Below are 23384 nucleotides of genomic sequence, written 5' to 3'. Positions count from 1 at the left end.
GAGGGTGTTCAGTCAGGACGATTGGGTGACCGGCAGCTTCTGCTCGAGTTCGGCGACGCGCCGCTCCAGTTCTTCGAGCCGCGCGCGTGTGCGCACCAGCACCTGGGTTTGCGTATCGAATTCCTCGCGCGTGACGAGATCGAGCTTCGAAAATCCTTGGGCCAGCATCGCCCTCACGTTGCGTTCGACATCCTTGGCCGGTGAGTTTTTGAAGAGGTCGCTCATGCGCGCCTGCAGGTCATTGAAGATGTCGTTCGGTTGTCTCATTGCGTTCCCCTTGTGCACAAAATTTGTGCAAGCGTCGTTACCTCAGTGCTTCGCGAGCGCCGATGTTCGTTGATGGTGCATCCCGCTCCGGCAGCGCACGCCGCATGTGCGGGCTTGGTGCACATTCGTTGCGCACAGCCGTGCTGCATGCGTGCGGACACTCTAACAACGATCAACGCGCCGCGCCACCGTGCGCCGCCAACGCTGGCCGTTCGGACGAGTAAACCCGCCAATTGCCGCCAGAGCCTTGCGCGGCATGAACTTTACCCTTTTTGCGATGCAGCATGGCATGGAAGCTGCTGTTGTTGGCCCGCGCTTCAGTCGGGACGCCGATCGATGCGCGGGCCCCGCGGCTTCATGGAGTGGCCGCCGACAGGCGAAAGGCACTAGAAAGCAGCACGCAACGGGTTGAGTCACTACAGCGAGGATTTCATGAAACTGATTACCGCAATCATCAAGCCGTTCAAGCTCGATGAGGCGCGCGAAGCCCTGTCGGCGATCGGCGTCTCCGGCATCACGGTGACGGAAGTCAAAGGCTTCGGACGTCAGAAGGGACACACGGAGTTGTATCGGGGCGCGGAGTACGTAGTCGACTTCCTGCCCAAGGTGAAGATCGAGGCGGCCGTGTCGGACGACATCGTCGACCAGGCCATCGAAGCGCTCGAACGCGCGGCGCGCACCGGCAAGATCGGCGACGGCAAGATTTTTGTGACGCCAATCGAACAAGTAATTCGGATCCGTACCGGGGAGACCGGCGCGGATGCCCTGTAGAAGAACAGTGACAAGAGGAAACCGGAAATGCGCAAACTTTTGATGTCCCTGCTGATGGTCGGCTCGCTGCTCGCAGCCGGCATCGGCAACGCCGTCGCGGATGACGCGTCGGCACCGGCCGCTGCATCGGCCCCCGACACGACCGCGACGACCGCGAGCGCGCCCGCTGCGGATGCGTCCGCCGCGCCGGCCGCCAGCGCCCCCGCGGACGCTTCCGCGGCTGCGGCGCCTGCCGCACCGACCGCACCGTTCTCGGTCGATTCGTCGAAGATCAGCTCCGGCGACACCGCGTGGATGCTGACCTCCACCGCGCTCGTGCTGTTCATGACGATTCCGGGCCTCGCGCTCTTCTACGGCGGCATGGTCCGCAAGAAGAACGTGCTCGCGACCGTCATGCAGAGCTTCGCGATCACCTGTCTCGTGACGGTGATCTGGACCGTGATCGGCTACAGCCTCGCGTTCACGCCGGGCAACTCGTTTATCGGCGGCTTCTCGCGCGTGTTCCTGTCGGGCATGAACTACATCAAGACCGACAAGGCGACCACGCTGACCGTGAGCCACCTCGCGACGACGATTCCCGAATCGGTCTACTTCTGCTTCCAGCTGACCTTCGCGATCATCACGCCGGCGCTCATTACCGGTGCGTTCGCGGACCGCATGAAGTTCTCGTCGATGCTGGTTTTCATGACGCTGTGGTCGATCCTCGTCTATTCGCCGATCGCGCACATGGTGTGGGAACCGACGGGCTGGCTGGCGAGCGCGGGCATCCTCGACTTCGCGGGCGGTACGGTCGTGCACATCAATGCGGGTATCGCGGCGCTGGTCTGCGCACTCGTGCTCGGCAAGCGCACCGGCTACGGCAAGGACGTGATGGCGCCGCACAACCTCGTGCTGACGATGATCGGCGGCTCGATGCTGTGGGTCGGCTGGTTCGGCTTCAATGCGGGTTCGGCGGTAGCCGCGGATGGCCGTGCGGGCTTCGCGATGCTGACGACGCAGATCGCCACCGCAATGGCGGCAATGGGCTGGATGTTCGCCGAATGGATCGCGAAGGGTAAGCCGTCGGTGCTCGGCATCGTGTCGGGCGCGGTTGCCGGTCTGGTCGCGATTACGCCGGCATCGGGCTTCGTCGGCGTGGCCGGCGCGCTGATCATCGGTCTCATCGCAGGCGTGGTCTGCTTCTGGTCGGCGACGTGGCTCAAGCACAAGCTCGGCTACGACGATTCGCTCGACGCGTTCGGCGTGCATTGCGTCGGCGGTATTGTCGGCGCAATCCTGACCGGCGTGTTCGCGGTCAAGGACATCAGCGGTCTCGATGCGAGCGTGTGGCTGCAGGTCAAGGGCGTGCTCACGACCGTCGTCTATTCGGGCGTGGTCAGCTTTGTCCTGCTGAAGGTGATCGATATGGTGATGGGCCTGCGCGTGACCGAAGAGGAAGAGCGCGAAGGTCTCGACGTGATCCTGCACGGCGAACACGTCGAATAACAGGAACAGACCAGAGAACAGAAAAGGGAACGAACTCAATCCGGATTTGACCAGAACCACCTGACCGGTTGGTAAGTGCAGCAACGTAAGTGCACAATTTGGCCCGCCCTTTCGGCGGGCTTTTTTCTTCTGGCACTATCTCGTAAACAGTGGATTTTCCTCGTGTTTTTGACTGCCGGAAGAATGGCTTTACCCAAGACTTGCGATTGGAGAAAGCGTCCCCAAATGGGCCTAGCGTTTGCTCTACAATCTTCCTTCTCCAGTCTGCGAGTGATCAATGGTTCCGCATCTAGTTACGGCGTTAAACGGTCCACTGCTCGACCTTGAGCGGAAGATCCTCGACGCGACTCCCGCTATCGAGCGCTGGTTCCGGCTCGAATGGCAGGAGCACACGCCGCCGTTCTACTGCTCCGTCGACCTGCGCAATGCCGGCTTCAAGCTCGCACCTGTCGATACGAACCTGTTTCCGGGCGCATTCAATGCGCTGCCGGTCGAAGTGCTGCCGCTCGCGGTTCAGGCCGCGATGGCGTCGATCGAAAAGATCTGTCCGGACGCAAAGAACCTGCTCGTTATTCCCGAGCGCCACACGCGTAACGCGTTCTACCTCGAAAACGTCGCGCGGCTCGCGACGATCATGCGGCAGGCGGGCCTCAACGTTCGCTTCGGCACGCTCGACGAATCGATCCATGGTCCCGTCACCATTGCGTTGTCGGACGGGCAGAAGATCGTGCTCGAACCGCTCGAGCGCTCGCAGCGCCGGCTCGGCCTGAAGAATTTCGATCCGTGCTCGATCCTGATCAACAACGACCTGTCGGGCGGCATTCCGCCGGTGCTCGAGAATCTGCACGAACAGTATCTGCTGCCGCCGCTGCATGCGGGCTGGGCCGTGCGCCGCAAGTCGACGCACTTCTCGTGCTACGACGACGTCGCGAAGAAATTCGCGAAGATGGTCGAGATCGACCCGTGGATGATCAACCCGTATTACGCACACGTCGAAGGTGTGGACTTCGAAGCGCGCACCGGCGAGGAAGCGCTCGCGGATGCGATCGACGGCGTGCTCAAGAAGATCGCGAAGAAGTATCGCGAGTACGGCATCTCCGAGAAGCCGTATGTCGTGATCAAGTCCGATGCGGGCACATACGGCATGAGCGTGATGACCGTGCACGACGCGTCTGAAGTGGCGGCGCTCACCAAGCGCGAGCGCACCAAGATGGCGGCGACCAAGGAAGGCCTCGAAGTACACGACATGCTCGTGCAGGAAGGCGTCTACACGTTCGAGCGGATCGGTGAAGAAGTCGCTGAGCCGGTCGTCTACATGATCGACCGTTACGTGGTGGGCGGCTTCTACCGCGCCCACGGCAGCCGCGAGCGCGACCAGAACCTGAACGCGCCGGGCATGCATTTCGTGCCGCTCGGCTTCGAGCACACCGCGCTGCCCGATGCGCACGCGAAGCCGGGCGCGGCGCCGCCGAACCGCTTTTACATGTATGGTGTCGTTGCGCGGCTGGGGTTGCTTGCCGCCTCGCTGGAACTCGAGCGGACCGATCCGGAAGCGATCCAGGTTTAGGGTCCGGGTTTGAGTCCGGCCGTGAGTTCGGGTCCGGGTTTGGATCACCCCCGGCGGGTTTCGGCTAGCGCGCGTCTTCCGGCCATTTCCGTGTAACGATCAACGCGAGCCCGCGTGGCTGCACCAGGTATTCCATGGACATTCTTTTTATCGCCGACCCGCTTTCCCGCTTCAAGATCTACAAGGACACGACGTACGCGATGATGGCCGAGGCCGCGCGCCGCGGCCACACGCTCTACACGTGCGAGCCGCGTCATCTGGCGTGGACGGGCGGGGCGGTCGAAGCGAGCGCGCAGCGCTTCGAGATTGTCGGCGACGAAGCGGATAGTCACCGCGAACCGTGGTTCGCGGGCCAGGAAGCGGTGCCGCGCGCGCTGACGAGCTTCGGCGCGGTGCTGATGCGCAAGGATCCGCCGTTCGACATGGAGTACGTCACCTCGACGTGGCTGCTCGAACTCGCGGAGCGCGCGGGCGCACGCATCTTCAACAAGCCGCAGGCCATTCGAGACCATTCGGAAAAGCTCGCGATCGGCGAGTTTCCGCAGTTTGTCGCGCCGACGCTCGTCACGCGTGACGCGGCGCGCCTGCGCGAATTCCACGCCGAGCACGGCGACGTGATCCTGAAGCCGCTCGACGGCATGGGCGGCATGGGGGTGTTTCGCGTGAAGGCCGACGGCATGAATCTCGGCTCGATCGTCGAGATGCTGAGCCACGATGGCGCGCGGACCGTGATGGCGCAGAAATTCATCCCCGAGATCAAGGACGGCGACAAGCGCATCCTGCTGATCGGCGGCGAAGCGGTACCGTACTCGCTCGCACGCATTCCGCAGGGCAACGAAGTGCGCGGCAACCTCGCCGCGGGCGGCCTTGGCGTGGCGCGGCCGCTCACGTCGCGCGACCGCGAGATCGCTGAAGCGCTCGCGCCCGTGCTGGCCGCGCGCGGCCTGCTGCTGGTCGGGCTCGACGCGATCGGCGACTGGCTCACCGAAGTCAACGTGACGAGCCCGACGTGCTTTCGCGAGATCATGGATCAGACCGGCTTCGACGTGGCCGGCATGTTCATCGATGCGTTGGAGCGCGCGGTCGGGTAGGCCTGGCGCCGCGCGCCGCAGTTCGCACGTTGCAAGCGGGAATTGGCCGAAGGCGCGAAAATGACGCTGTTACAATGCCGGCTCGCGCTTTGATCTGCGTGAATTTCCGCAGACGTTCGGTCCCCGGGCAGTGTGTTCGGGCCCCCTGCGACGGAAAGGCGGATCAGGCGGGCAAGGTGCCGCGCGCCCGAGGCAGCCCCGGTTCGATACCGGTCGCGCCTTTGGGTCACGACTTCCAGGTCACGACAGCGGGCCGTTTCTTGCAGCAAGGCTGACATGGCAGGCATTCTGATCATTGCGCATGCTCCGTTCGCTACCGCGTTACGCGAGTGTGTCGCGCACATTTACGGCGGCTTGCCCGCCCGCATCGGCGTCATCGACGTCACGCCCGATTGCGATCCCGCGCAGATCGTCGCGCTCGCGCATCACGAGATCGAACGTCTGAAGGAAGAGAACGGCGCGCTCGTGATGACCGATATGTTCGGCGCGACGCCATCGAATATCGCGGGCCGACTGGCGGCGATACCGGACGTGCGCGTCGTCGCGGGCGTCAATCTGCCGATGCTCGTGCGCGCGGTGTGCTACCGTGCTACGCCGCTGGATACGCTCGTCGACAAGGCGCTCGCGGGTGCAACGAAAGGCATCCATTCGGTCGGCCCGGCCACGCCGCCGCCCGCCGCGCCGATTGCGAGCGACGCGGACTGCATGCCGGCGTTGCCGCCGGACTGCGACCTCGGTGCGAATGCGGCGGCGAAAGCTGAAGCGAGCGGCAAGGCGAGCGGCCGATAAGCGTCGGCGGTGTCTTTCGGTGAATCTGTTTGTCGTCCGGAAAGGGTCCGCAAGGCACGCACGACCCGCACGAGGTTCGCACACGCAAGACCCACGCTACGAGCAGCACCCATTCCAGCACCGACAACTTTAATAACCGCTTTTCGGATCATCAGATGCTGCAACAGGAAACGACAATCGTGAACAAGCTCGGTCTGCACGCGCGCGCGTCGGCCAAGCTGACGCAACTGGCCGCGAACTTCCAGTCCGAAATCTGGATGAGCCGCAACGGCCGCCGCATCAACGCAAAGAGCATCATGGGCGTGATGATGCTGGCAGCGGGCATCGGCAGCAGCGTGCTGATCGAGACCGAAGGCTCCGACGAAAAAGAAGCGATGGATGCGCTGTTGAAACTGATCGCTGACAAATTCGGCGAAGGCCAATAGCAAGCCGCGGCATTGTGCCTGATGCGAAAAAACGCCGCGGCTATTCCGCGGCGTTTTTGCTTGTGGCATGTCGGGCGTGTCCACGATGGCGGGCTTCGGCCGCCAGCCGATCTCAAATCCGCGGACATTTCCTAAGCATTATTGCGTTCCAAGTGAAGGTTTTTCTGCTGCATCGCACAGCACACGGGGATGCCGCGGAATCTATAATCGTGGGCGGGGTCTGAGAGCACTGCAGCGGTTTGCCGCGGCATCAAACAACTAGAGGAGGTGCGCGTGTCGTTCACGCTGCATGGAATTCCCGTGTCACGCGGTATTGCCATCGGGCGGGCCTATCTGATCGCCCCGGCCGCACTTGACGTCGACCACTATCTGATCGAACCCGCCGAAATCGAAGGCGAGATCGAACGCTTTCGCTCAGCCCAACTCGTCGTCACGGATGAACTCAACGCATTGCGCGCCGATCTGGCCGCCGATGCGCCGACCGAGATGGGCGCGTTCATCGACGTCCATTCGATGATCCTGAACGACGCGATGCTCGTGCAGGAAACCTTCGATCTGATCCGCACGCGCCGCTACAACGTCGAATGGGCGCTGACCGAGCAGCTCGAGCGCCTGTCGCGCCACTTCGACGAAGTCGACGACGAATACCTGCGCGAGCGCAAGGCCGATATCGAGCAGGTCGTCGAACGTGTGCTGAAAGCGCTCGCGGGCGCTTCGGTGAATCTCGCGCACGGCGCGCACGGCGCCTGCGACGAGATGATTGTCGTCGCGCACGACATTGCGCCGGCCGACATGATGCAGTTCAAGACGCAGACGTTCCAGGGCTTTGTGACCGATCTCGGCGGCCGCACCTCGCATACGGCGATCGTTGCGCGCAGCCTCGGCATTCCGGCTGCGGTCGGCGTGCAGCAGGCGAGCGCGCTGATCCGCCAGGACGATCTGATCATCGTGGACGGCGATAACGGTGTCGTGATCGTCGATCCCGCGCCGATCGTTCTCGAAGAATATTCGTACCGGCAAAGCGAGAAGGCGCTCGAGCAGCGCAAGCTGCAACGGCTCAAGTTCTCGCCGACCAAAACGCTGTGCGGCACGAACATCGAACTGTGCGCCAACATCGAATTGCCGGACGACGCGCGCGCGGCGATCGATGCCGGCGCGACCGGCGTGGGCCTGTTTCGCACTGAGTTCCTGTTCATGAACCAGAAGGACGGCCGGCTGCCCGAAGAGGAAGAGCAGTTCGACGCCTATCGCCGCGCGGTCGAGTTGATGAACGGCATGCCGGTGACGATCCGCACGATCGACGTCGGCGCGGACAAGCCGCTCGAATCGATGGGCAGCACCGGCGACGGCTACGAGACCGCGCCGAACCCCGCGCTCGGGTTGCGCGCGATTCGCTGGAGCCTGTCCGAGCCGCAGATGTTCCTTACGCAGTTGCGCGCAATCTTGCGCGCGTCGGCGTTCGGCGGCGTGAAGATCCTGATTCCGATGCTCGCGCACGCGCAGGAAATCGATCAGACGCTCGACCTGATTCGCGAGGCGAAGCACCAGCTCGACGACGCAGGGCTTGCGTACGACCCGAATGTGCAGGTCGGCGCGATGATCGAGATTCCGGCGGCGGCGATCGCGCTGCCGTTGTTCCTGAAGCGGCTCGATTTCCTGTCGATCGGCACGAACGACCTGATTCAGTACACGCTCGCGATCGACCGCGCCGATAATTCGGTTGCGCATCTATACGATCCGCTGCATCCGGCTGTGCTGCATCTGATTGCGTTCACGCTGCGCGAGGCGAAGCGGGCCGGCGTGCCGGTGTCGGTGTGCGGCGAGATGGCTGGTGATCCAGCGCTGACGCGGCTGTTCCTCGGGATGGGGCTGACCGAATTCTCGATGCATCCGAGCCAGTTGCTGCTCGTGAAGCAGGAGATTCTGCGTTCGAGCGTGAAGGCGCTGGAGAAGCCGGTGGCCGACGTGCTGGCGGCGTTCGAGCCGGCCGAGCTTGAGGCGGCGTTGAAGCGGTTGGCGCAGGCTTGATGATCACCACGCCTGGCGCTTCAGGAACGCAGTAGTAGCCAGCCGTATCAAGAAACGCGCGGTGAGCGGGTGGGGCGGCTTGGCCGACGTGTGGCGCCCCTGCCACCGTGCTGCGGCTACTGCGCGGCGCCCGCGTGCGCGGCGGCGTTGACGCTCATCCGGCTGCGTGCTGTTCGCCGCACACGGGGCAATCGGGCTGCCGCGCAATCCGCATCGTCGTCCATTCCATGCGCAGCGAGTCCAGCATCATCAGGCGGCCGACGAGCGGCGTGCCGATGCCCGCGATCACGCGCAGCGCTTCGGCCGCCTGCATCGCGCCGATAATGCCGACCGTCGGCGAGAACACGCCCATCGTCGAGCACGCGACTTCCTCGAACGGCTGGTCTTCCGGAAACACGCACGCGTAACACGGCGATGCGTCGTCGCGCAGATCGAACGTGCTGATCTGGCCGTCGAAGCGTAACGCCGCGCCCGACACGAGCGGCACGCGGTGCGCGACGCACGCACGATTGATCGCATGGCGCGTCGCGAAGTTGTCGGTGCAGTCGAGCACGACGGTCGCCGGCGGCACGGTGCGATCGAGCCACGCATCGTCGACGCGCTCGGTGACCGCGTTCACTTTCACCTCGGGATTCAGGCGCGCGATGGCGTCGCGCCCCGACTCCACCTTCCTGCGGCCGACCGACGCGGTTACGTGCAGAATCTGCCGCTGCAGGTTGGTCAGATCGACCGTATCGGCATCGACGAGCGTGAGCTGCCCGACCCCCGCCGCCGCCAGATACATCGCGGCTGGCGAGCCCAGCCCACCCGCGCCGACGACGATCGCGTGCGCATCGAGAAAGCGCTGCTGCGCCTCGATGCCGAGTTCGTCGACGAGGATATGACGGGAATAGCGGAGCAGTTGTTCGTCGTTCATGGCGGGGCGCGTCGCGTTACGAGGCCGCTGCATGACGGCACGGGGACTGCCTGGCAGACAGCGGCAATGATCTTATTCTAGCCGCGCGCGAAATCAGGACTTCGAGTAGGGACTTGCGGATTCGGAAGGCAGGGCCAAAAGAATTCGGGTCTTCTCGGCATGCAGCCAGCCGCGAAGACCCGTGCTTTAACCCTTACTTGCTGCTGCTCGACGTCGCACCCGACGACGCCGGTGCGGGCGCCGCTGCACCCGGCCCCGACGCGCCTGGCGTAACCGGCAATGCCGGCTTCACCGCGACCGGTGCCGAAGCCGATTGCGCCGGCTTGTTCTGCGCGAGGCGGCGCTCCATGAGCGACTTCGATTCCGCGACGGGCTTGCCTTCGAGCTTGTTAAGACCTTGCTGCAGCATGAAGTCGTCGTTCGAACCGAACTCGACCGGCTTGCGATCACGATCCTTCTGACGCTGTTCCGGCGTCTTCTTATCGTTCTGCTCTTCGAGCAGACGCAGCTGATCCATGCGCTCCTGTTCGCGCTGTTCCTGCTCCTTCTTCTCGTTCGGATCCTGCGTGTTCGCGAGGTGATTCGAATAATCGACTTCACGCGTGACGAGTGCGTCGTCCGGATCGCCGTCCGCGTACTGATCGACCGCGATATCCGGGCGGATGCCCTTGTTCTGGATCGAACGGCCGCTCGGCGTGTAGTAGTACGCCGTGGTCAGGCGCAACGCGGTGTCGGCGGTCATCGGACGCACCGTCTGCACCGAACCCTTGCCGAACGTCGTCTTGCCGACGATCAGCGCGCGATGCTGATCCTGCAGCGCGCCGGCGACGATTTCCGACGCCGAAGCCGAGTAGGCGTTGGTCAGCACGATCATTGGCACCGTCTTGAAGATCGGCGGCAGACCCTTCAGCGGATCGCCGTCGAACGACGACAGGCGGTAGTTATCGTAGGTGTCGCGATAGACCTGCTTCGAATCCGGAATCTGGCCGTTGGTCGACACGACAACCGAATCCGGCGGCAGGAACGCGCCCGCGACGCCGACCGCGCTTTGCAGCAGACCGCCGCCGTTGTTGCGCAGATCCAGGATCAGGCCCTTCAGGTTCGGCTGCTGGCGCGCGATGTCCTGCATGGCCGCGGCGAGATCCGGCACGGTCCGTTCCTGGAAGCTCGTAATACGGATGTAGGCATAACCGGGCGCGAGGATCTTCGACTTCACGCTCTTCACCTTGATGATCGCGCGCGTCACCGTGAGCGGGAACGTGCGGTCGTCGGTCTTACGGAAGATCGTAAGCGTGACCTTGGTGCCCGGCTCGCCGCGCATCTGCTTGACAGCCTTGTCGAGCGTCATGCCGCGTACGGGCTTGTCGTTGATGCGCGTGATCAGGTCGCCCGGACGGATGCCGGCGCGGAACGCGGGCGTGTCTTCGATCGGCGAGATCACCTTGATGAGGCCGTCTTCCTGCGAGATCTCGATGCCGAGACCCGCGAAACGGCCTTTGGTTTGTTCCTGCAGCTCTTCGTAATCGGTCTTGTCGAGATACGACGAGTGCGGATCGAGGCTCGACACCATGCCCTTGATCGCGGCCGTCAGCAGCTTCTTATCGTCGACCGGTTCGACGTACTCATGCTTGATCTGACCGAAGACTTCGGCAAAAAGCCGCAACTGGTCGAGCGGCAGAGGACTGGACGCGGGAACGGGAGTTTGCTGGGCCGAGGCGGAAAGTTGCAGAGTCGCAAAAACGCCGGTAGCAAGGCCCGCGGCGATCAGGCCGATAGTTTTCAGGTTCTTTCGCATAGAGTCTGTTGCGGTCGGAAGCGCGTGGCAGCGTGAAGGGTAAGGACGGACAAGTATAACTTCTCGACGCCGGGAAAGCCGTTTGGGCGGTTGACCGGCGTTTCGACAAGCTCAGGACAGCGAGGTTCTTCGGATCGTCGCGGGCGGTAGCGCATAGTGTATGTGCGGTAGCCGACGCGCGGTGGTGCGTTGATACTTCCCACATTGAACCCTTGCGTCAGGCTGCTGCATTTATACGCAAGCGCGCTTAAAGCCGTCTTAAAGCGGTGCGCCTGAAGTTACGACACTGAGTCACGAACCTGATCCAAGAACCTGATCCACGAACCTGAGTCACGAATCTGAAGCGCGGGCCCGGAGCGGGCATTTTTGCCGCGCCCGGGCCCGCACGCGCTTCGGCGCGTGCATTTGCAGCCGGTCAGCCCGCCTTGCCCTGTTTGGCGACCGCCGCCTGCGCCTTCGCGATCGCCTCCGGATCTCCCAGATAGTAGTGTTTGATCGGCTTCAGCGCTTCGTCGAGTTCGTAGACCAGTGGCACACCGTTCGGAATGTTCAAGCCGACGATGTCCTGATCCGAGATTTCGTCCAGATATTTGACGAGCGCGCGGATCGAGTTGCCGTGCGCGGCGATCAGCACGTTGCGGCCCGATTTGATGGCCGGCGCGATCGATTCGTTCCAGATCGGCATGACGCGCGCCACCGTGTCCTTCAGACACTCGGTGAGCGGCAGTTGCTCGCGCGGCACTTTCGCGTAGCGCGGGTCGCCGAACGACGCGCGCGAATCGGTGGGCTCGAGCGCGGGCGGCGGCGTGTCGTAGCTGCGGCGCCAGATCAGCACCTGTTCGTCGCCGTACTTCTGGGCCGTCTCGGCCTTGTTCAGGCCCGCGAGCGCCCCGTAATGGCGTTCGTTGAGGCGCCACGAATGGACGACGGGCAGGTACATCAGGTCCATCTGGTCCTGAACGTGCCACAGCGTGCGGATCGCGCGCTTCAATACCGACGTATACGCGATGTCGAACGTGTAGCCGGCGTCCTTCAGCAGGTCGCCCGCCTGTTTTGCCTCGCGAACGCCCTGCTCGGTCAGGTCGACGTCGACCCAGCCCGTGAAGCGGTTTTCCTTGTTCCACGTCGATTCGCCGTGGCGGATGAGAACGAGTTTGTACATGGTCTTGCCGGTCGGTAGTAAGGAAGCGGTAATGCGAGGCGCGGGCCGCGGCACATTCTATGCGGTCGCCATCGGGACAGGCGGTTATTTTATAATGGCCGGATTGCCCTTTTTAATTTCTCACCGTTTCTTACTTTTCCGGCAAACATTCCGTGACGTTTTTCACCGATTACTCGAACCTTGTCCTGATCGCGGCCGCCCTCATCTCCGGGGCGTTGCTCCTGTGGCCGATGATCGCCCGCCGCGGCCGCGGCGGCCTGTCTGCCGCGGAAGCGACACAGCTCATCAACCGTCGCAATGCTGTGGTGGTTGACCTGCGCCCAGCGGCGGAGTTCGCCAACGGCCATCTGCCGTCGGCTCGCCACGTGGAGTTTGCGGAACTGCAGGCAAAGGTCGGGCAGCTCGTGAAGAACAAGAGCAACCCGGTGCTGCTGGTGTGCCAGACCGGTCAGCATTCGAACAAGGCCGCACGTATCGTGCGTGACGCAGGCTATGCCGAAGTGCATGTGCTCGAAGGCGGCGTGAACGCCTGGCAGCAGGCGGGCATGCCGGTCGTCAAACAAGGAGCAGCGAAGTGAACAAAGTGATCATGTACAGCACGCAAGTGTGTCCGTATTGCCAGATGGCTGAGCGCCTGCTGAAGTCGCGCGGCGTCGATCAGATCGAGAAAGTGCTGATCGACAAGGATCCGGCACGCCGCCAGGAAATGATGACCCGCACGGGGCGCCGCACGGTGCCGCAGGTTTTCATCGGCGAAACACATGTGGGCGGTTACGATGACCTGTCCGCGCTCGATCGCGCCGGCGGTCTGGCGCCGCTGCTCGAAGAAGTGGTCTGAACGTTGACGGGCGTGAGTCCGTTGGTCCGCTAGTCCGGGCCGCCGGTTGTGCTGTCGCACACAGTGTGTGGCCACAGCACAGATCGGCGAGGCAAATGTTCGGCGGAAACCGGGGTGGCGCCGGTTCGAACGCCGGGCGCCGGTTTTCAAACGCTGGCTGCGGGGTTTCAGCGCTTCCACGCCCGTTCGAACGCCTGAGCCGAGGTCATTCCGACGTCACACGAATGTAGCCCGCGATGTCGCCTGAACCGGAGCCGCACGGGCTTCTTCCAGGCTCACCGGCTCACAGCGCCACACCAGCAAACTTATAATCCGGCGGGCCGCCAAAGCCCGCCGCAACGTACACAAGGGAGTACCGAATCATGTCCGACGAGAATAACCAGCCGTTCTTCAATATCCAGCGCATCTATCTGAAGGACATGTCGCTCGAGCAGCCGAATTCGCCGGCCATCTTCCTCGAGCAGGAAATGCCGTCGGTCGAAGTCGAAGTGGACGTGAAGGCCGAGCGTCTTGCCGATACCGTGTTCGAGATTCTCGTTACCGGCACCGTCACCGCGAAGGTCAACGACAAGGTCGCGTTCCTGATCGAAGCGAAGCAAGCCGGCATTTTCGACATCCGCAACATTCCGGCTGAGCAGATCGACCCGCTCGTCGGCATCGCGTGCCCGACCATTCTGTTCCCGTACCTGCGCTCGAATATCGCCGATGCGATCACGCGCGCCGGCTTCCCGCCGATCCACCTCGCCGAAATCAACTTCCAGGCGCTCTATGAGCAGCGTCTCGCGCAAATCGCCTCGCAAAACGGCGGCGCGCAAAGCGGCGCCACGCACTGACGCGCCCCGCACGGTGCCGGCCATGAAGGTCGCTGTACTAGGCGCCGGCGCATGGGGTACGGCGCTCGCCGGTCATCTGGCGACGCGGCACGATACCGTGCTGTGGGCGCGCGATGGCGCGCTGGTCGCCGAGCTTGCCTCGACGCATGAAAACGCCCGCTATCTGGCGGGCGTTGCTTTGCCGGCGGCGCTGCGCTACGAAGCCGATTTGTCCGCCGCGCTCGATCACGCAGTCGCCGACGACGCGCTGTGCGTCGTTGCGACGCCCGTCGCGGGCTTGCGCGCGCTGATTCGCGCGATGCACGACGCGCGGCGCGTGCCAGCGAACGTCATCTGGCTGTGCAAAGGGTTTGAAGCCGATACGCAACTGATGCCGCATCAGGTCGTCGCGCAGGAACTGGCCGGCCATCCGAGCAATGGCGTGCTGTCGGGACCGAGTTTTGCGCGCGAAGTCGGGCAGAACCTGCCGGTCGCATTGACGGTTGCGAGTGCGTCGGCCATCTGCCGCGAGCGCACGCTCGCTGCGTTTCACCATGGCGCGATGCGCATCTATACCGGCGACGATGTCGTCGGCGTCGAGGTGGGCGGCGCGGTAAAGAATGTGCTCGCGATCGCGACCGGCATTGCCGACGGGTTGGGCCTCGGGCTCAACGCGCGCGCCGCGTTGATCACACGTGGGCTCGCCGAAATGACGCGCCTCGGCGTGACGCTCGGCGGTCGCGCGGAGACGTTCACGGGCCTCACCGGTCTCGGCGATCTGATCCTGACGGCCACCGGCGATTTATCGCGCAATCGCACGGTCGGTATGCAACTGGCGTCGGGTCGAACGCTCGCCGATATTCTCGGCGCGCTTGGCCATGTGGCCGAGGGCGTGCGCTGCGCGCAAGCGGTGCTGTCGATTGCACGCGCGCATGCGATCGAAGTGCCGATCACGCAGGCCGTCTGCGCGGTCCTGTTCGACGGTGTCGCGCCGCGTGATGCGGTTAGCGCGTTGTTGCGACGGGACGCGAAAGCGGAGTAGTGGCGGGGCGTGCGAGCCAGCGCATCCGATCCGGAGGTCAATTCCCATGCTCGCCATCGGTCATTGCACACTCGAAGCGCAAGTCGTCGACATCACCACGCTCGACGTCGGCGCCATCGTTAACGCGGCCAATACGTCATTGCTCGGCGGAGGTGGTGTAGACGGCGCGATTCATCGCGCGGCGGGCCGCGAACTGCTACGCGAGTGCGAAACGCTCAACGGCTGTGCGACCGGCGACGCGAAAATCACGCGCGGCTACAAGCTGCCGGCCAGACATGTGATTCATGCGGTCGGCCCGGTGTGGCACGGCGGCGGCCGCGGCGAGGCAGAACTGCTTGCGTCCTGCTACCGCCGCTCGCTCGAACTTGCGCAACACGCGCACCTCAAAAGCATTGCATTTCCGGCGATCAGTTGCGGCGTGTACCACTACCCGCCCGATGACGCCGTGCATATCGCCGTCTCGACGGTCATCGACACTCTGCCGCACGCGCGCGGCATTGAGCGTGTGATCTTCGCGTGCTTCGACGATCAGATGTTTCGCCGCTATGAGGCCAAATTCAAGGCCGAACTCGAGGCCAAACGCAAGTCCTAACTCGCGCTGCGGCGCCGCGCGATCAGGCGCCGCCTTCGAAGCCGGCCTGACGCCACGCCTCGAACACGACCACTGCCACCGTATTCGACAGATTCAGACTGCGGTTGCCGGGCCGCATCGGCAGGCGCACGCGCTGTGCGGCATCGAAGCGGCTCAGCACCGCGTCGGGCAGTCCGCGTGTTTCCGCGCCGAACACGAACCAGTCGCCGGGCACGAACGCGTGCGAGTGAAACGGGCTCGAACCGCGCGTCGTGAACGCGAACATCCGCGCGGGGTCTGGCGCTTCGGCGGCAATCAGCGCATCCCAGTCGCGATGCACATGCATCCGCGCGTATTCGTGATAGTCGAGGCCCGCGCGGCGCATTTTCGCGTCGTCGAGCGGGAAGCCGAGCGGCTCGATCAGATGCAGCCGCGCGCCGGTGTTTGCGCACAGGCGGATCACGTTGCCGGTATTCGGCGGAATTTCCGGTTCGACGAGTACGACGTTGAACATGGTCAGCGAATCTTAAGAGCTAGTGTTTCGGCGTACGGAGCACAACGAAATTCGTCACGCGGCGCGCGCCGGCCGCTTTCAGCATATGAGCGAGCGCTTCGAGCGTGGCGCCGGTCGTCATCACATCGTCGACGAGCGCAACGTGCAAGCCTTCTACCGGTCTGGTCAGCGCAAACGCGCGGCCGACGTTTTGCCGGCGCGCGCTCAGATCGAGCCGCGACTGCGGCGCGGTCTCGACGACGCGGCGAATCAGCGTGGCGTCGGCCGGTATATGCAACGCCCGGGCGAACGGTCGCGCAATTTCCCATGCCTGGTTGTAGCCGCGTTCGACAAGCCGTTTGCGCGCAAGCGGAACCGGCACGACGACGTCGGGCAGATGCGCGCCTTCGAGCGCGTCGCCCGCGAGCGTCGCGAGGCGCGAGGCGAACTCGCGCGCTAGCGTCAGGCGCGCACGAAATTTGAGGCCCAGCGCGAGCGCATCGAGCGGCGCGCGGTAATCGGCGAGCGCGAAGGTCGCATCGAACGGCGGCGGTGCGGTACGACAGGTCGCGCATCGATAGCGCGCCGCGCCGGTGCGGCGTGATGAACCCGCGGTCAGCGGAAACGCGCAGACCGTGCAACGCAAACGCGCTTCGTTCCAGTACGCCGCGTCGCAACCGTCGCACAATGTCTTGTGCGACATATTGCCGCATAGCGCGCACAGATTGGGCAGTGCGAACTGCAAGACGCGCGGCGCGACCTTGGACCCGGCCCGTTTCAACCATCGTGCAATGCTGGGCAGCCGCGACAAAAACGGCCGCACACCCTCGATCCGCTTTGCACGATGCAAAGTCCGACGAATCATGGCTGACGATTGCCGAAGAAGAGGGCTCAACTGCATGGGTGGCTGCGTGCTTCGATAGATGGCGAAGTGCCTGTGTAACCGCCAGCAGGTCGTTTGCGCTGAACGGATGGAAGCGAGCGAGTATACTTCGCACTCTTCGTCAGTACGACTCCCATGCCCCCCTCTTCGAGCCAAACTGGCCGTCCGGCCTATGATTCGCGACGCCTGAGGCGCATTTTCGATCGCCGTGCCGCGACCTTCGGCGAGGTTGCGTTCCTGCCGCGCGAAATCGCGCAGCGCATGCGCGAACGGCTCGATTACATCAAGGTGACACCCGCGCACGTGCTCGATGCGGGCTGCGGCGCGGGCGACGATCTACCGGTGCTGCGTCAGCGCTTTCCCGAAGCGCCGGTATTCGGTACGGATCTGTCGTGGCAGATGCTTGCGCGTGCGGTGCATCACGATGTCGGCGATACGAGCTGGCGGCGCTTTCTGCCCGCCGCGCTCGGCAAGGCGCTCGGCACGCGCGGTCCGCGCTTCGCGCAGGCGGATTTTGCCGCGCTGCCGTTTGCAGCGGGCGCGTTCGAGCTGATCTGGTCAAACCTTGCGCTGCATTGGCATTCGCGTCCCGATCTGGTCTTTCCCGAGTGGCAGCGCGTGCTGAAGGTGGGCGGCCTGCTGATGTTCAGCACGCTCGGCCCGGACACACTAAAAGAGTTGCGCGGCGCGTATGCTGAAGTCGAAGCGGCGCACGGCAATGCATCGCGCGCGCATGTGATCGACTTCGTCGACATGCACGATCTGGGCGACATGCTGGTCGAGAGCGGCTTCGAGATTCCGGTGATGGACCAGGAAACGCTGACGATCACCTATCAATCGCCGCAGTCGCTATTGACTGACGTGCGCCGCTGGGGCGCGTACCCGTTCGAACGCGCGGCGACGATCGATGCGACGGCGGCCTCGGGCATGTCCGCGCGGCGCTTGCACCAAGCGTTGGTGGCCGCGCTCGAAGCGCGCCGCCGGGCGGACGGTACGATCCCGCTGACGTTCGAAGTGATATACGGTCATGCGTGGAAGGCGGTGCCGCGCACGACCGCCGAAGGGCACGGCATCGTGCGGATCGAGGACATCGGACGCGGTCCGTCGAAGAACCGTTGACGGAAGCGTTGACGAAAATGAGGCTAAAGGCGACGACGCATGGTTCCGTTATGCCGGGAATCAGCCTCGTAAAGACACCTGTGCGAGGTGCGGCAAAACGGCGCAGAGGCTTGTCGCACATGGCTTACGAGCCGATAGACGCTTGCTTGTGGATGCCATAGAACGCGCCTATAATGCGTCAGTTTGTCGCCCGGGGGTCCCCACATTGGGGCGGCAGGCGCAACGAATTGGGCGTCGGGGTATGTGCCCGGTGCGCTCGATACGGCGGGCGGTCAGAGGCAGGCGAGTGACACAGCAGCGCCGCCGCGGTTGAGCGGCAGGCGGCGGCGGGCAGTACGCGGGAGGCAGCGATGGAAGCAACCGATCTGCTGACGGGTCCTGAACCGGTCGTGAAAGACTGGCTGATGAAGCGTAACTGCGCGGTATCGCCGCGGCAGTTCGTATGGTTTTATATGTCGCTTGCGTCGTTCTCGCTGTTCATCGCGTTTCTGCTGGTGTTGTGCGGCGCATGGCTGGTGCTGCCGTTTACCGGGATTGAGTTGTTGGCGGTCGGCGTTGCTTTTGCCATGTATGCGCGGCATGCGGTCGATTACGAACGCGTCAGGCTCTATCCGAACCGCCTCGTGATCGAACAGGTCAGCGCCGAAGATGTCACGCAGTTCGAGTTCAATCCGCGCTGGGTGCGGGTCGAGCCGGGAGCAACGCCGCGCGACCGGATCAAGCTGGTCTCGCGCGGCGAGACGATCGAGATTGGGCAGCATCTTGCGCAGTATCGGCGCGCAGAATTTGCGAACGAACTGCGCAGGTGGCTTAGACAGTGTTGACGTGACCGGTGTCGGCGAACGAAGCAGCACGACGCGGCCAGGCCGGCGCGCCGCAGCATCGGCGAGCGTGTCTGCGGGTACCGGACGCAATCGGACAAACACTGACCGCGCCATCGAGGGGGGCGCGGAACACCTTCCTGCGGGGTCGAGGGTTTGAATGGAAATTTTGGGTAAGGAAGCTATGAAAACAATCAAGCGAGCCCTGATGGGCGTGCTGGCGGGTAGCGGGCTGCTGTTCGCCGGTGCCGCCCTTGCAGTCGGCGACAGTCCCGGCGGTCCCCGCGTCAACGAGATCAATTTCCAGCCGCCGGTGACGAAGATCGCTGCAGAGCTCTACAGCCTCCACATGTCCATGCTGGTCCTCTGTACGGTGATCTTCGTCGGCGTGTTCGGGGTGATGTTCTACTCGGTGTTCATGCACCGCAAGTCGAGGGGCTACAAGGCCGCCAATTTCCACGAAAGCACCACCGTCGAAATCATCTGGACGGTCGTCCCGTTCATCATCGTCGTGTTGATGGCGCTGCCGGCCACGAAGACGGTGGTCGCGATGAAGGACACGAGCAACGCCGATCTGACGGTCAAGGTCACCGGCTACCAGTGGAAGTGGGGCTACGACTACGTGAAGGGACCGGGCGAAGGCATCAGCTTCCTGTCCACGCTCTCCACGCCGCGTGCCGAGGTCGACGGACGTGAGCCGATCACCGATACCTACCTGCAGGAAGTCGACAATCCGCTCGTCGTGCCTGTCAACAAGAAAATCCGCATCATCACCACCGCCAACGACGTCGTGCACTCGTGGTACGTGCCCGCGTTCGGCGTGAAGCAGGATGCGATTCCGGGCTTCGTGCGCGATACGTGGTTCAAGGCCGATAAGGTCGGCACGTTCCGCGGCTTCTGTACCGAGCTGTGCGGCAAGGAACACGCGTTCATGCCGGTCGTCGTGACCGTGCTGTCCGACGAAGACTACGCAAAGTGGGTCGACGCCGAGAAGAAGAAAATGGCGGCCGGCGCCGACGATCCGAACCGTACCTACACGCTCGCCGAACTGACCGAGCGTGGCGCGAAGGTCTACGCGGCAAATTGCGCGGTGTGCCACCAGCCGACCGGCAAGGGCGCGGGCCAGTTCCCGGCGCTCGACGGTAGCAAGATCGCCAACGGTCCGATCGCGCAGCACGTGAGCATCGTGCTGAAGGGCAAGGGCGCAATGCCGTCGTGGGCGCCGACGTTGAACGACGTCGAGATCGCATCGGTCATCACGTTCGAGCGCAACTCGTGGGGCAACCACACGGGCGACGTCCTGCAGCCGAAGCAGGTCGCCGATGCACGCAACGGCAAGCTGCCCGAAGGCGGCGATCACCTGGCTGGCGGCGCGGGTGCCGCGGGCGCGGCGGCCGGTGCAAGCGAGTCGGCCGCAAGCGGCGCAGCGGGTGCGAGCGACGCAGCCGCGGCGGGCAGCGAACCGGCCGGTGCGTCGGACACTGCCGGCGCGTCGGCAGCGGCGCCGGCATCGGGTGCACAATGAACCGGAAAAACATGATGGGCGGCGCGAGCAACAGGCATAGCGACGCCCTGCGTATTGAATCAGCCCTGCGGCCTGACGTTTCGCTTGTCGGCCAAGAAGCATTCGTTTTAGGAGATTGTCATGTCTAGCATCGGACACGATGTTGCCCCAGGGCACGATCATGTGCACGGCGATCATGCGCACGGCACGCCGACCGGCTGGCGCCGCTGGCTGTTCGCGACGAACCACAAGGATATCGGCACGCTGTACCTGCTGTTCTCGTTCATCATGTTCCTGTCCGGCGGGGTGATGGCGCTCGGCATCCGCGCGGAGCTGTTCGAGCCGGGCCTGCAGATCATGCGACCCGAGTTCTTCAACCAGTTGACCACCATGCACGGCCTCATCATGGTGTTCGGCGCGATCATGCCGGCCTTCGTCGGCTTCGCGAACTGGATGATCCCGCTGCAGATCGGCGCGTCGGACATGGCCTTCGCCCGGATGAACAACTTCAGCTTCTGGCTGTTGCCGGCTGCAGCGTGTCTGCTGGTCGGTTCGTTCTTCGCGCCGGGCGGCGCGACGGCGGCGGGCTGGACGCTCTACGCACCGCTCTCCACGCAGATGGGCCCGGGCATGGACTTCGCGATCTTCGCGGTCCACATCATGGGCGCGTCGTCGATCATGGGCGGTATCAATATCGTCGTGACGATCCTGAATCTGCGCGCACCGGGCATGACGCTGATGAAGATGCCGATGTTCGTGTGGACGTGGCTCATCACCGCCTACCTGCTGATCGCCGTGATGCCGGTGCTCGCGGGCGCGATCACGATGATCCTGTTCGATCGCCACTTCGGCACGTCGTTCTTCAACGCGGCAGGCGGCGGCGACCCGGTGATGTACCAGCATATCTTCTGGTTCTTCGGTCACCCCGAGGTGTACATCATGATCTTGCCGGCGTTCGGGATCGTGTCGCAGGTGATTCCGGCGTTCGCGCGCAAGCCGCTGTTCGGCTATAGCTCGATGGTCTACGCAACGGCGTCGATCGCGATCCTGTCGTTCATGGTCTGGGCGCACCACATGTTCGCCACGGGCATGCCGGTGACGGGCCAGCTGTTCTTCATGTACGCGACGATGCTGATCGCGGTGCCGACCGGCGTGAAAGTGTTCAACTGGGTCGCGACGATGTGGCGCGGTTCGCTCACGTTCGAAACGCCGATGCTGTTCGCGGTGGGCTTCCTCTTCGTGTTCACGTTCGGCGGTCTGACGGGCCTGATGCTCGCAATGGCGCCGCTCGACATCCAGTACCACGGCACCTACTTCGTGGTGGCGCACTTCCACTACGTGCTGGTGGCGGGGTCGCTGTTCGGACTCTTCTCCGGCTGGTATTACTGGGCGCCGAAATGGACCGGCTGGATGTACAACGAGACGCGCGGCAAGATTCACTTCTGGGCGTCGCTGTTCTTCTTCAACCTCGCGTTCCTGCCGATGCACTTCGTCGGTCTGGCCGGCATGCCGCGTCGTTACGCTGACTATCCGGCCCAGTTCACCGACTGGAACCAGGTGATCACGATCGGCGCGTTCGGCTTCGGTCTCGCGCAGGTGTACTTCCTGTTCGCGGTTGCGCTGCCTGCCTATCGCGGCGGCGGCGACCTGGAAAAGGCCGGCGACAAGCCGTGGGAAGGTGCGACGGGCCTCGAATGGACGGTGCCGAGCCCGGCTCCGTTCCACACGTTCGAAAACCCGCCGACGGTCGAGTAAGCAGCACATAAGCGGCACATAAGCAAACTCAATTGAAGAGAAGGCGATCTTTCGCGGCATGGGCACACAGGTGCGGAAAGATCGCCAGCTCGAGCAGGCAGCGATGGACGTGACCCGAAATACCAGCATGACGCGGAAACCACCGAAGAGGCGTACTCCCGAGGAAATTCGTGCAGGCACCCGGCGACTTGGCTTGATCCTGTTTGCGATTGCAGCCTCGTTTTTCGTGGCGGCCTTTGTCAAGCAAATCTGGTTTTCGTAGCGGCTGGTTCGTAGCAGCCTGAAGCTTCATTAAGGAAGTTCGATGTCGATGCATTCGCCGAACGAGGTCACGCGCTCGTTCAACCGCTCGATGCTGTTCAAGCTCGTGGTGGTGGCGTTTCTGATGTTCGGTTTTGGTTTTGCGCTGGTGCCGATGTACCGTGCGATTTGCGAGGTGACCGGCATCAACAATCTCGTGCAGCGCGATACGAGCGCGCGCGACGCGAAGAACACGCAGGTCGACATGACGCGCACGATCTCGATCGAATTCGATGCGAACGCGCGTGGGCCGTTGGGTTTCAAGCCCGAGCAGAACGCGATCGACGTGCATCCGGGCGAAGTAACGACGGTGATGTACCAGGTGACCAACGCGCAAGGACGCGCGATCGACGCGCAGGCAATTCCGAGCTACGCGCCGCGCGAGGCCACCGAGTACTTCCGGAAGATCGAATGTTTTTGCTTTACGCAGCAGAAGCTCGCTGCGCACGAGACGAAGCTGCTGCCGGTCGTGTTCGTGGTTGACCCGAAGTTGCCGAAGGATGTGAAGACGATCACGCTGTCGTACACGTTTTTCGAATTGAATGCGCCGGCCGCGCCGGCGAAGAACAACACCGACGGGCAGGGCGCAAACCCGGCCTGACGGAAGCAGGAAACAGCGGTTGAAAACCACAGCCAAGGAATGGCGGCTGCATGACCACCAAAAGCGGCACCAGTGGCAGCACCAGCAGGAACAGCGCGACGGGAGAGGCGGCAACAATGAGCGATAACGGCCGTGGACGCAGCAAGAGCAGCTTCGGCCAGTCGATGAAGGCCGTCATGTGGTCGTTTTTCGGCGTACGCAAGCGTCGCGACCTCGAGGCGGATGCGACGCAGCTGAATCCGCTGCATGTGATCGCCGCGGCGCTGATCTGTGCGGCCGTGTTCATCGGCATCCTGATTCTCGTCGTGCACGCCGTGGTGGGATGACGATAGTGGGCTGACGGTGGTGC

General features: G+C 63.6%; 24 protein-coding genes and 1 pseudogene. 19 read left to right on the top strand and 6 right to left on the bottom strand.

Annotated features, from left to right (window positions below):
• Positions 1–12: 12 nt before the first annotated feature.
• The gene (locus tag KZJ38_RS21430) at positions 13–267 is read right to left on the bottom strand and encodes an accessory factor UbiK family protein (RefSeq protein WP_219798132.1); all 255 of its coding nucleotides are present in this window, start codon (positions 265–267) and stop codon (positions 13–15) included.
• 432 nt (positions 268–699) lie between these two features.
• Here KZJ38_RS21430 and KZJ38_RS21425 point away from each other — a divergent pair, with 432 nt between their 5' ends.
• The 7 genes from KZJ38_RS21425 (at position 700) to ptsP (ending at position 8423) form a co-directional block, all read left to right on the top strand.
• The gene (locus tag KZJ38_RS21425) at positions 700–1038 is read left to right on the top strand and encodes a P-II family nitrogen regulator (RefSeq protein WP_006048089.1); all 339 of its coding nucleotides are present in this window, start codon (positions 700–702) and stop codon (positions 1036–1038) included.
• Positions 1039–1065: 27 nt separating this feature from the next.
• Positions 1066–2523, top strand: coding sequence for an ammonium transporter (locus KZJ38_RS21420; RefSeq protein WP_219798131.1), 1458 nt, complete (start codon positions 1066–1068; stop codon positions 2521–2523).
• Between the two features lie 277 nt (positions 2524–2800).
• Positions 2801–4090: a glutamate--cysteine ligase gene (gshA, locus tag KZJ38_RS21415; protein WP_075155659.1), complete on the top strand. Its 1290-nt coding sequence runs from the start codon at positions 2801–2803 to the stop codon at positions 4088–4090.
• Positions 4091–4224: 134 nt separating this feature from the next.
• Complete coding sequence (gshB, locus tag KZJ38_RS21410; RefSeq protein ID WP_219798130.1) at positions 4225–5181, top strand: glutathione synthase; 957 nt, start codon at positions 4225–4227, stop codon at positions 5179–5181.
• 276 nt (positions 5182–5457) lie between these two features.
• Positions 5458–5970 carry a PTS sugar transporter subunit IIA gene (locus KZJ38_RS21405; protein ID WP_219798129.1) on the top strand — a complete coding sequence of 171 codons (513 nt, stop codon included), beginning with the start codon at positions 5458–5460 and terminating at the stop codon, positions 5968–5970.
• A gap of 155 nt (positions 5971–6125) precedes the next feature.
• Positions 6126–6395 (top strand): HPr family phosphocarrier protein, encoded by a 270-nt coding sequence (locus KZJ38_RS21400; RefSeq protein ID WP_219798128.1) that lies wholly within the window; start codon positions 6126–6128, stop codon positions 6393–6395.
• A 273-nt stretch (positions 6396–6668) separates the two neighbouring features.
• The gene (gene ptsP / locus KZJ38_RS21395) at positions 6669–8423 is read left to right on the top strand and encodes a phosphoenolpyruvate--protein phosphotransferase (protein WP_219798127.1); all 1755 of its coding nucleotides are present in this window, start codon (positions 6669–6671) and stop codon (positions 8421–8423) included.
• A 154-nt stretch (positions 8424–8577) separates the two neighbouring features.
• Here the strand turns inward: ptsP and KZJ38_RS21390 are convergent, their stop codons facing one another.
• The 3 genes from KZJ38_RS21390 to gpmA all read right to left on the bottom strand — a co-directional run bounded on the left by KZJ38_RS21390 (position 8578) and on the right by gpmA (position 12296).
• Positions 8578–9339: a HesA/MoeB/ThiF family protein gene (locus KZJ38_RS21390; protein ID WP_219798126.1), complete on the bottom strand. Its 762-nt coding sequence runs from the start codon at positions 9337–9339 to the stop codon at positions 8578–8580.
• Between the two features lie 193 nt (positions 9340–9532).
• On the bottom strand, positions 9533–11134 hold the full coding sequence (locus tag KZJ38_RS21385; protein WP_219798125.1) for a S41 family peptidase: 1602 nt from the start codon (positions 11132–11134) through the stop codon (positions 9533–9535).
• 415 nt (positions 11135–11549) lie between these two features.
• Positions 11550–12296 (bottom strand): 2,3-diphosphoglycerate-dependent phosphoglycerate mutase, encoded by a 747-nt coding sequence (gpmA, locus tag KZJ38_RS21380; RefSeq protein WP_219798124.1) that lies wholly within the window; start codon positions 12294–12296, stop codon positions 11550–11552.
• 152 nt (positions 12297–12448) lie between these two features.
• Between gpmA and KZJ38_RS21375 the strand changes: the two genes are divergently transcribed.
• From KZJ38_RS21375 to KZJ38_RS21355, 5 genes are all read left to right on the top strand, one after another.
• Positions 12449–12874, top strand: a complete 426-nt coding sequence (locus KZJ38_RS21375) for a rhodanese-like domain-containing protein (protein ID WP_219798123.1) — start codon at positions 12449–12451, stop codon at positions 12872–12874.
• Positions 12871–13134 (top strand): glutaredoxin 3, encoded by a 264-nt coding sequence (gene grxC / locus KZJ38_RS21370; RefSeq protein WP_219798122.1) that lies wholly within the window; start codon positions 12871–12873, stop codon positions 13132–13134. Before KZJ38_RS21375 ends, grxC begins: the two co-directional genes overlap by 4 nt.
• A gap of 362 nt (positions 13135–13496) precedes the next feature.
• The gene (gene secB, locus KZJ38_RS21365) at positions 13497–13967 is read left to right on the top strand and encodes a protein-export chaperone SecB (protein WP_219798121.1); all 471 of its coding nucleotides are present in this window, start codon (positions 13497–13499) and stop codon (positions 13965–13967) included.
• 22 nt (positions 13968–13989) lie between these two features.
• Positions 13990–14988, top strand: coding sequence for an NAD(P)H-dependent glycerol-3-phosphate dehydrogenase (locus KZJ38_RS21360; protein ID WP_219798120.1), 999 nt, complete (start codon positions 13990–13992; stop codon positions 14986–14988).
• 46 nt (positions 14989–15034) lie between these two features.
• The gene (locus KZJ38_RS21355; protein ID WP_219798119.1) at positions 15035–15580 is read left to right on the top strand and encodes an O-acetyl-ADP-ribose deacetylase; all 546 of its coding nucleotides are present in this window, start codon (positions 15035–15037) and stop codon (positions 15578–15580) included.
• A 22-nt stretch (positions 15581–15602) separates the two neighbouring features.
• Here KZJ38_RS21355 and trmL read toward each other — a convergent pair whose 3' ends face one another.
• Together trmL and KZJ38_RS21345 are read right to left on the bottom strand one after the other, a co-directional pair.
• Positions 15603–16073, bottom strand: coding sequence for a tRNA (uridine(34)/cytosine(34)/5-carboxymethylaminomethyluridine(34)-2'-O)-methyltransferase TrmL (gene trmL / locus KZJ38_RS21350; RefSeq protein ID WP_219798118.1), 471 nt, complete (start codon positions 16071–16073; stop codon positions 15603–15605).
• 19 nt (positions 16074–16092) lie between these two features.
• On the bottom strand, positions 16093–16755 hold the full coding sequence (locus tag KZJ38_RS21345) for a ComF family protein (protein WP_246641815.1): 663 nt from the start codon (positions 16753–16755) through the stop codon (positions 16093–16095).
• Between the two features lie 315 nt (positions 16756–17070).
• On the opposite strand from KZJ38_RS21345, the gene KZJ38_RS21340 reads away from it, so the two are divergent.
• From KZJ38_RS21340 to KZJ38_RS21310, 7 genes and pseudogenes are all read left to right on the top strand, one after another.
• Entirely contained in the window at positions 17071–18054 is a 984-nt protein-coding gene (locus KZJ38_RS21340; protein ID WP_219798116.1) for a methyltransferase domain-containing protein, read from the top strand.
• 350 nt (positions 18055–18404) lie between these two features.
• Positions 18405–18878 carry a DUF2244 domain-containing protein gene (locus KZJ38_RS21335; protein ID WP_219798115.1) on the top strand — a complete coding sequence of 158 codons (474 nt, stop codon included), beginning with the start codon at positions 18405–18407 and terminating at the stop codon, positions 18876–18878.
• Between the two features lie 157 nt (positions 18879–19035).
• Positions 19036–20388 (top strand): annotated as a pseudogene (gene coxB, locus KZJ38_RS21330) (cytochrome c oxidase subunit II); the annotation flags it as partial.
• 132 nt (positions 20389–20520) lie between these two features.
• A complete protein-coding gene (gene ctaD, locus KZJ38_RS21325; RefSeq protein WP_219798114.1) occupies positions 20521–22134 on the top strand; it encodes a cytochrome c oxidase subunit I in 1614 nt (537 codons plus the stop codon).
• 127 nt (positions 22135–22261) lie between these two features.
• On the top strand, positions 22262–22396 hold the full coding sequence (locus tag KZJ38_RS21320) for a cytochrome oxidase small assembly protein (RefSeq protein WP_219800537.1): 135 nt from the start codon (positions 22262–22264) through the stop codon (positions 22394–22396).
• Between the two features lie 42 nt (positions 22397–22438).
• A complete protein-coding gene (locus tag KZJ38_RS21315; protein ID WP_219798113.1) occupies positions 22439–23035 on the top strand; it encodes a cytochrome c oxidase assembly protein in 597 nt (198 codons plus the stop codon).
• Positions 23036–23151: 116 nt separating this feature from the next.
• Positions 23152–23361 (top strand): DUF2970 domain-containing protein, encoded by a 210-nt coding sequence (locus KZJ38_RS21310; RefSeq protein ID WP_075158539.1) that lies wholly within the window; start codon positions 23152–23154, stop codon positions 23359–23361.
• Positions 23362–23384 lie beyond the last annotated feature (23 nt).

Source organism: Paraburkholderia edwinii (genome assembly GCF_019428685.1).
In the GTDB taxonomy this organism is placed as follows: domain Bacteria; phylum Pseudomonadota; class Gammaproteobacteria; order Burkholderiales; family Burkholderiaceae; genus Paraburkholderia; species Paraburkholderia edwinii.
This window is presented reverse-complemented; position numbering and strand designations above follow the sequence as displayed.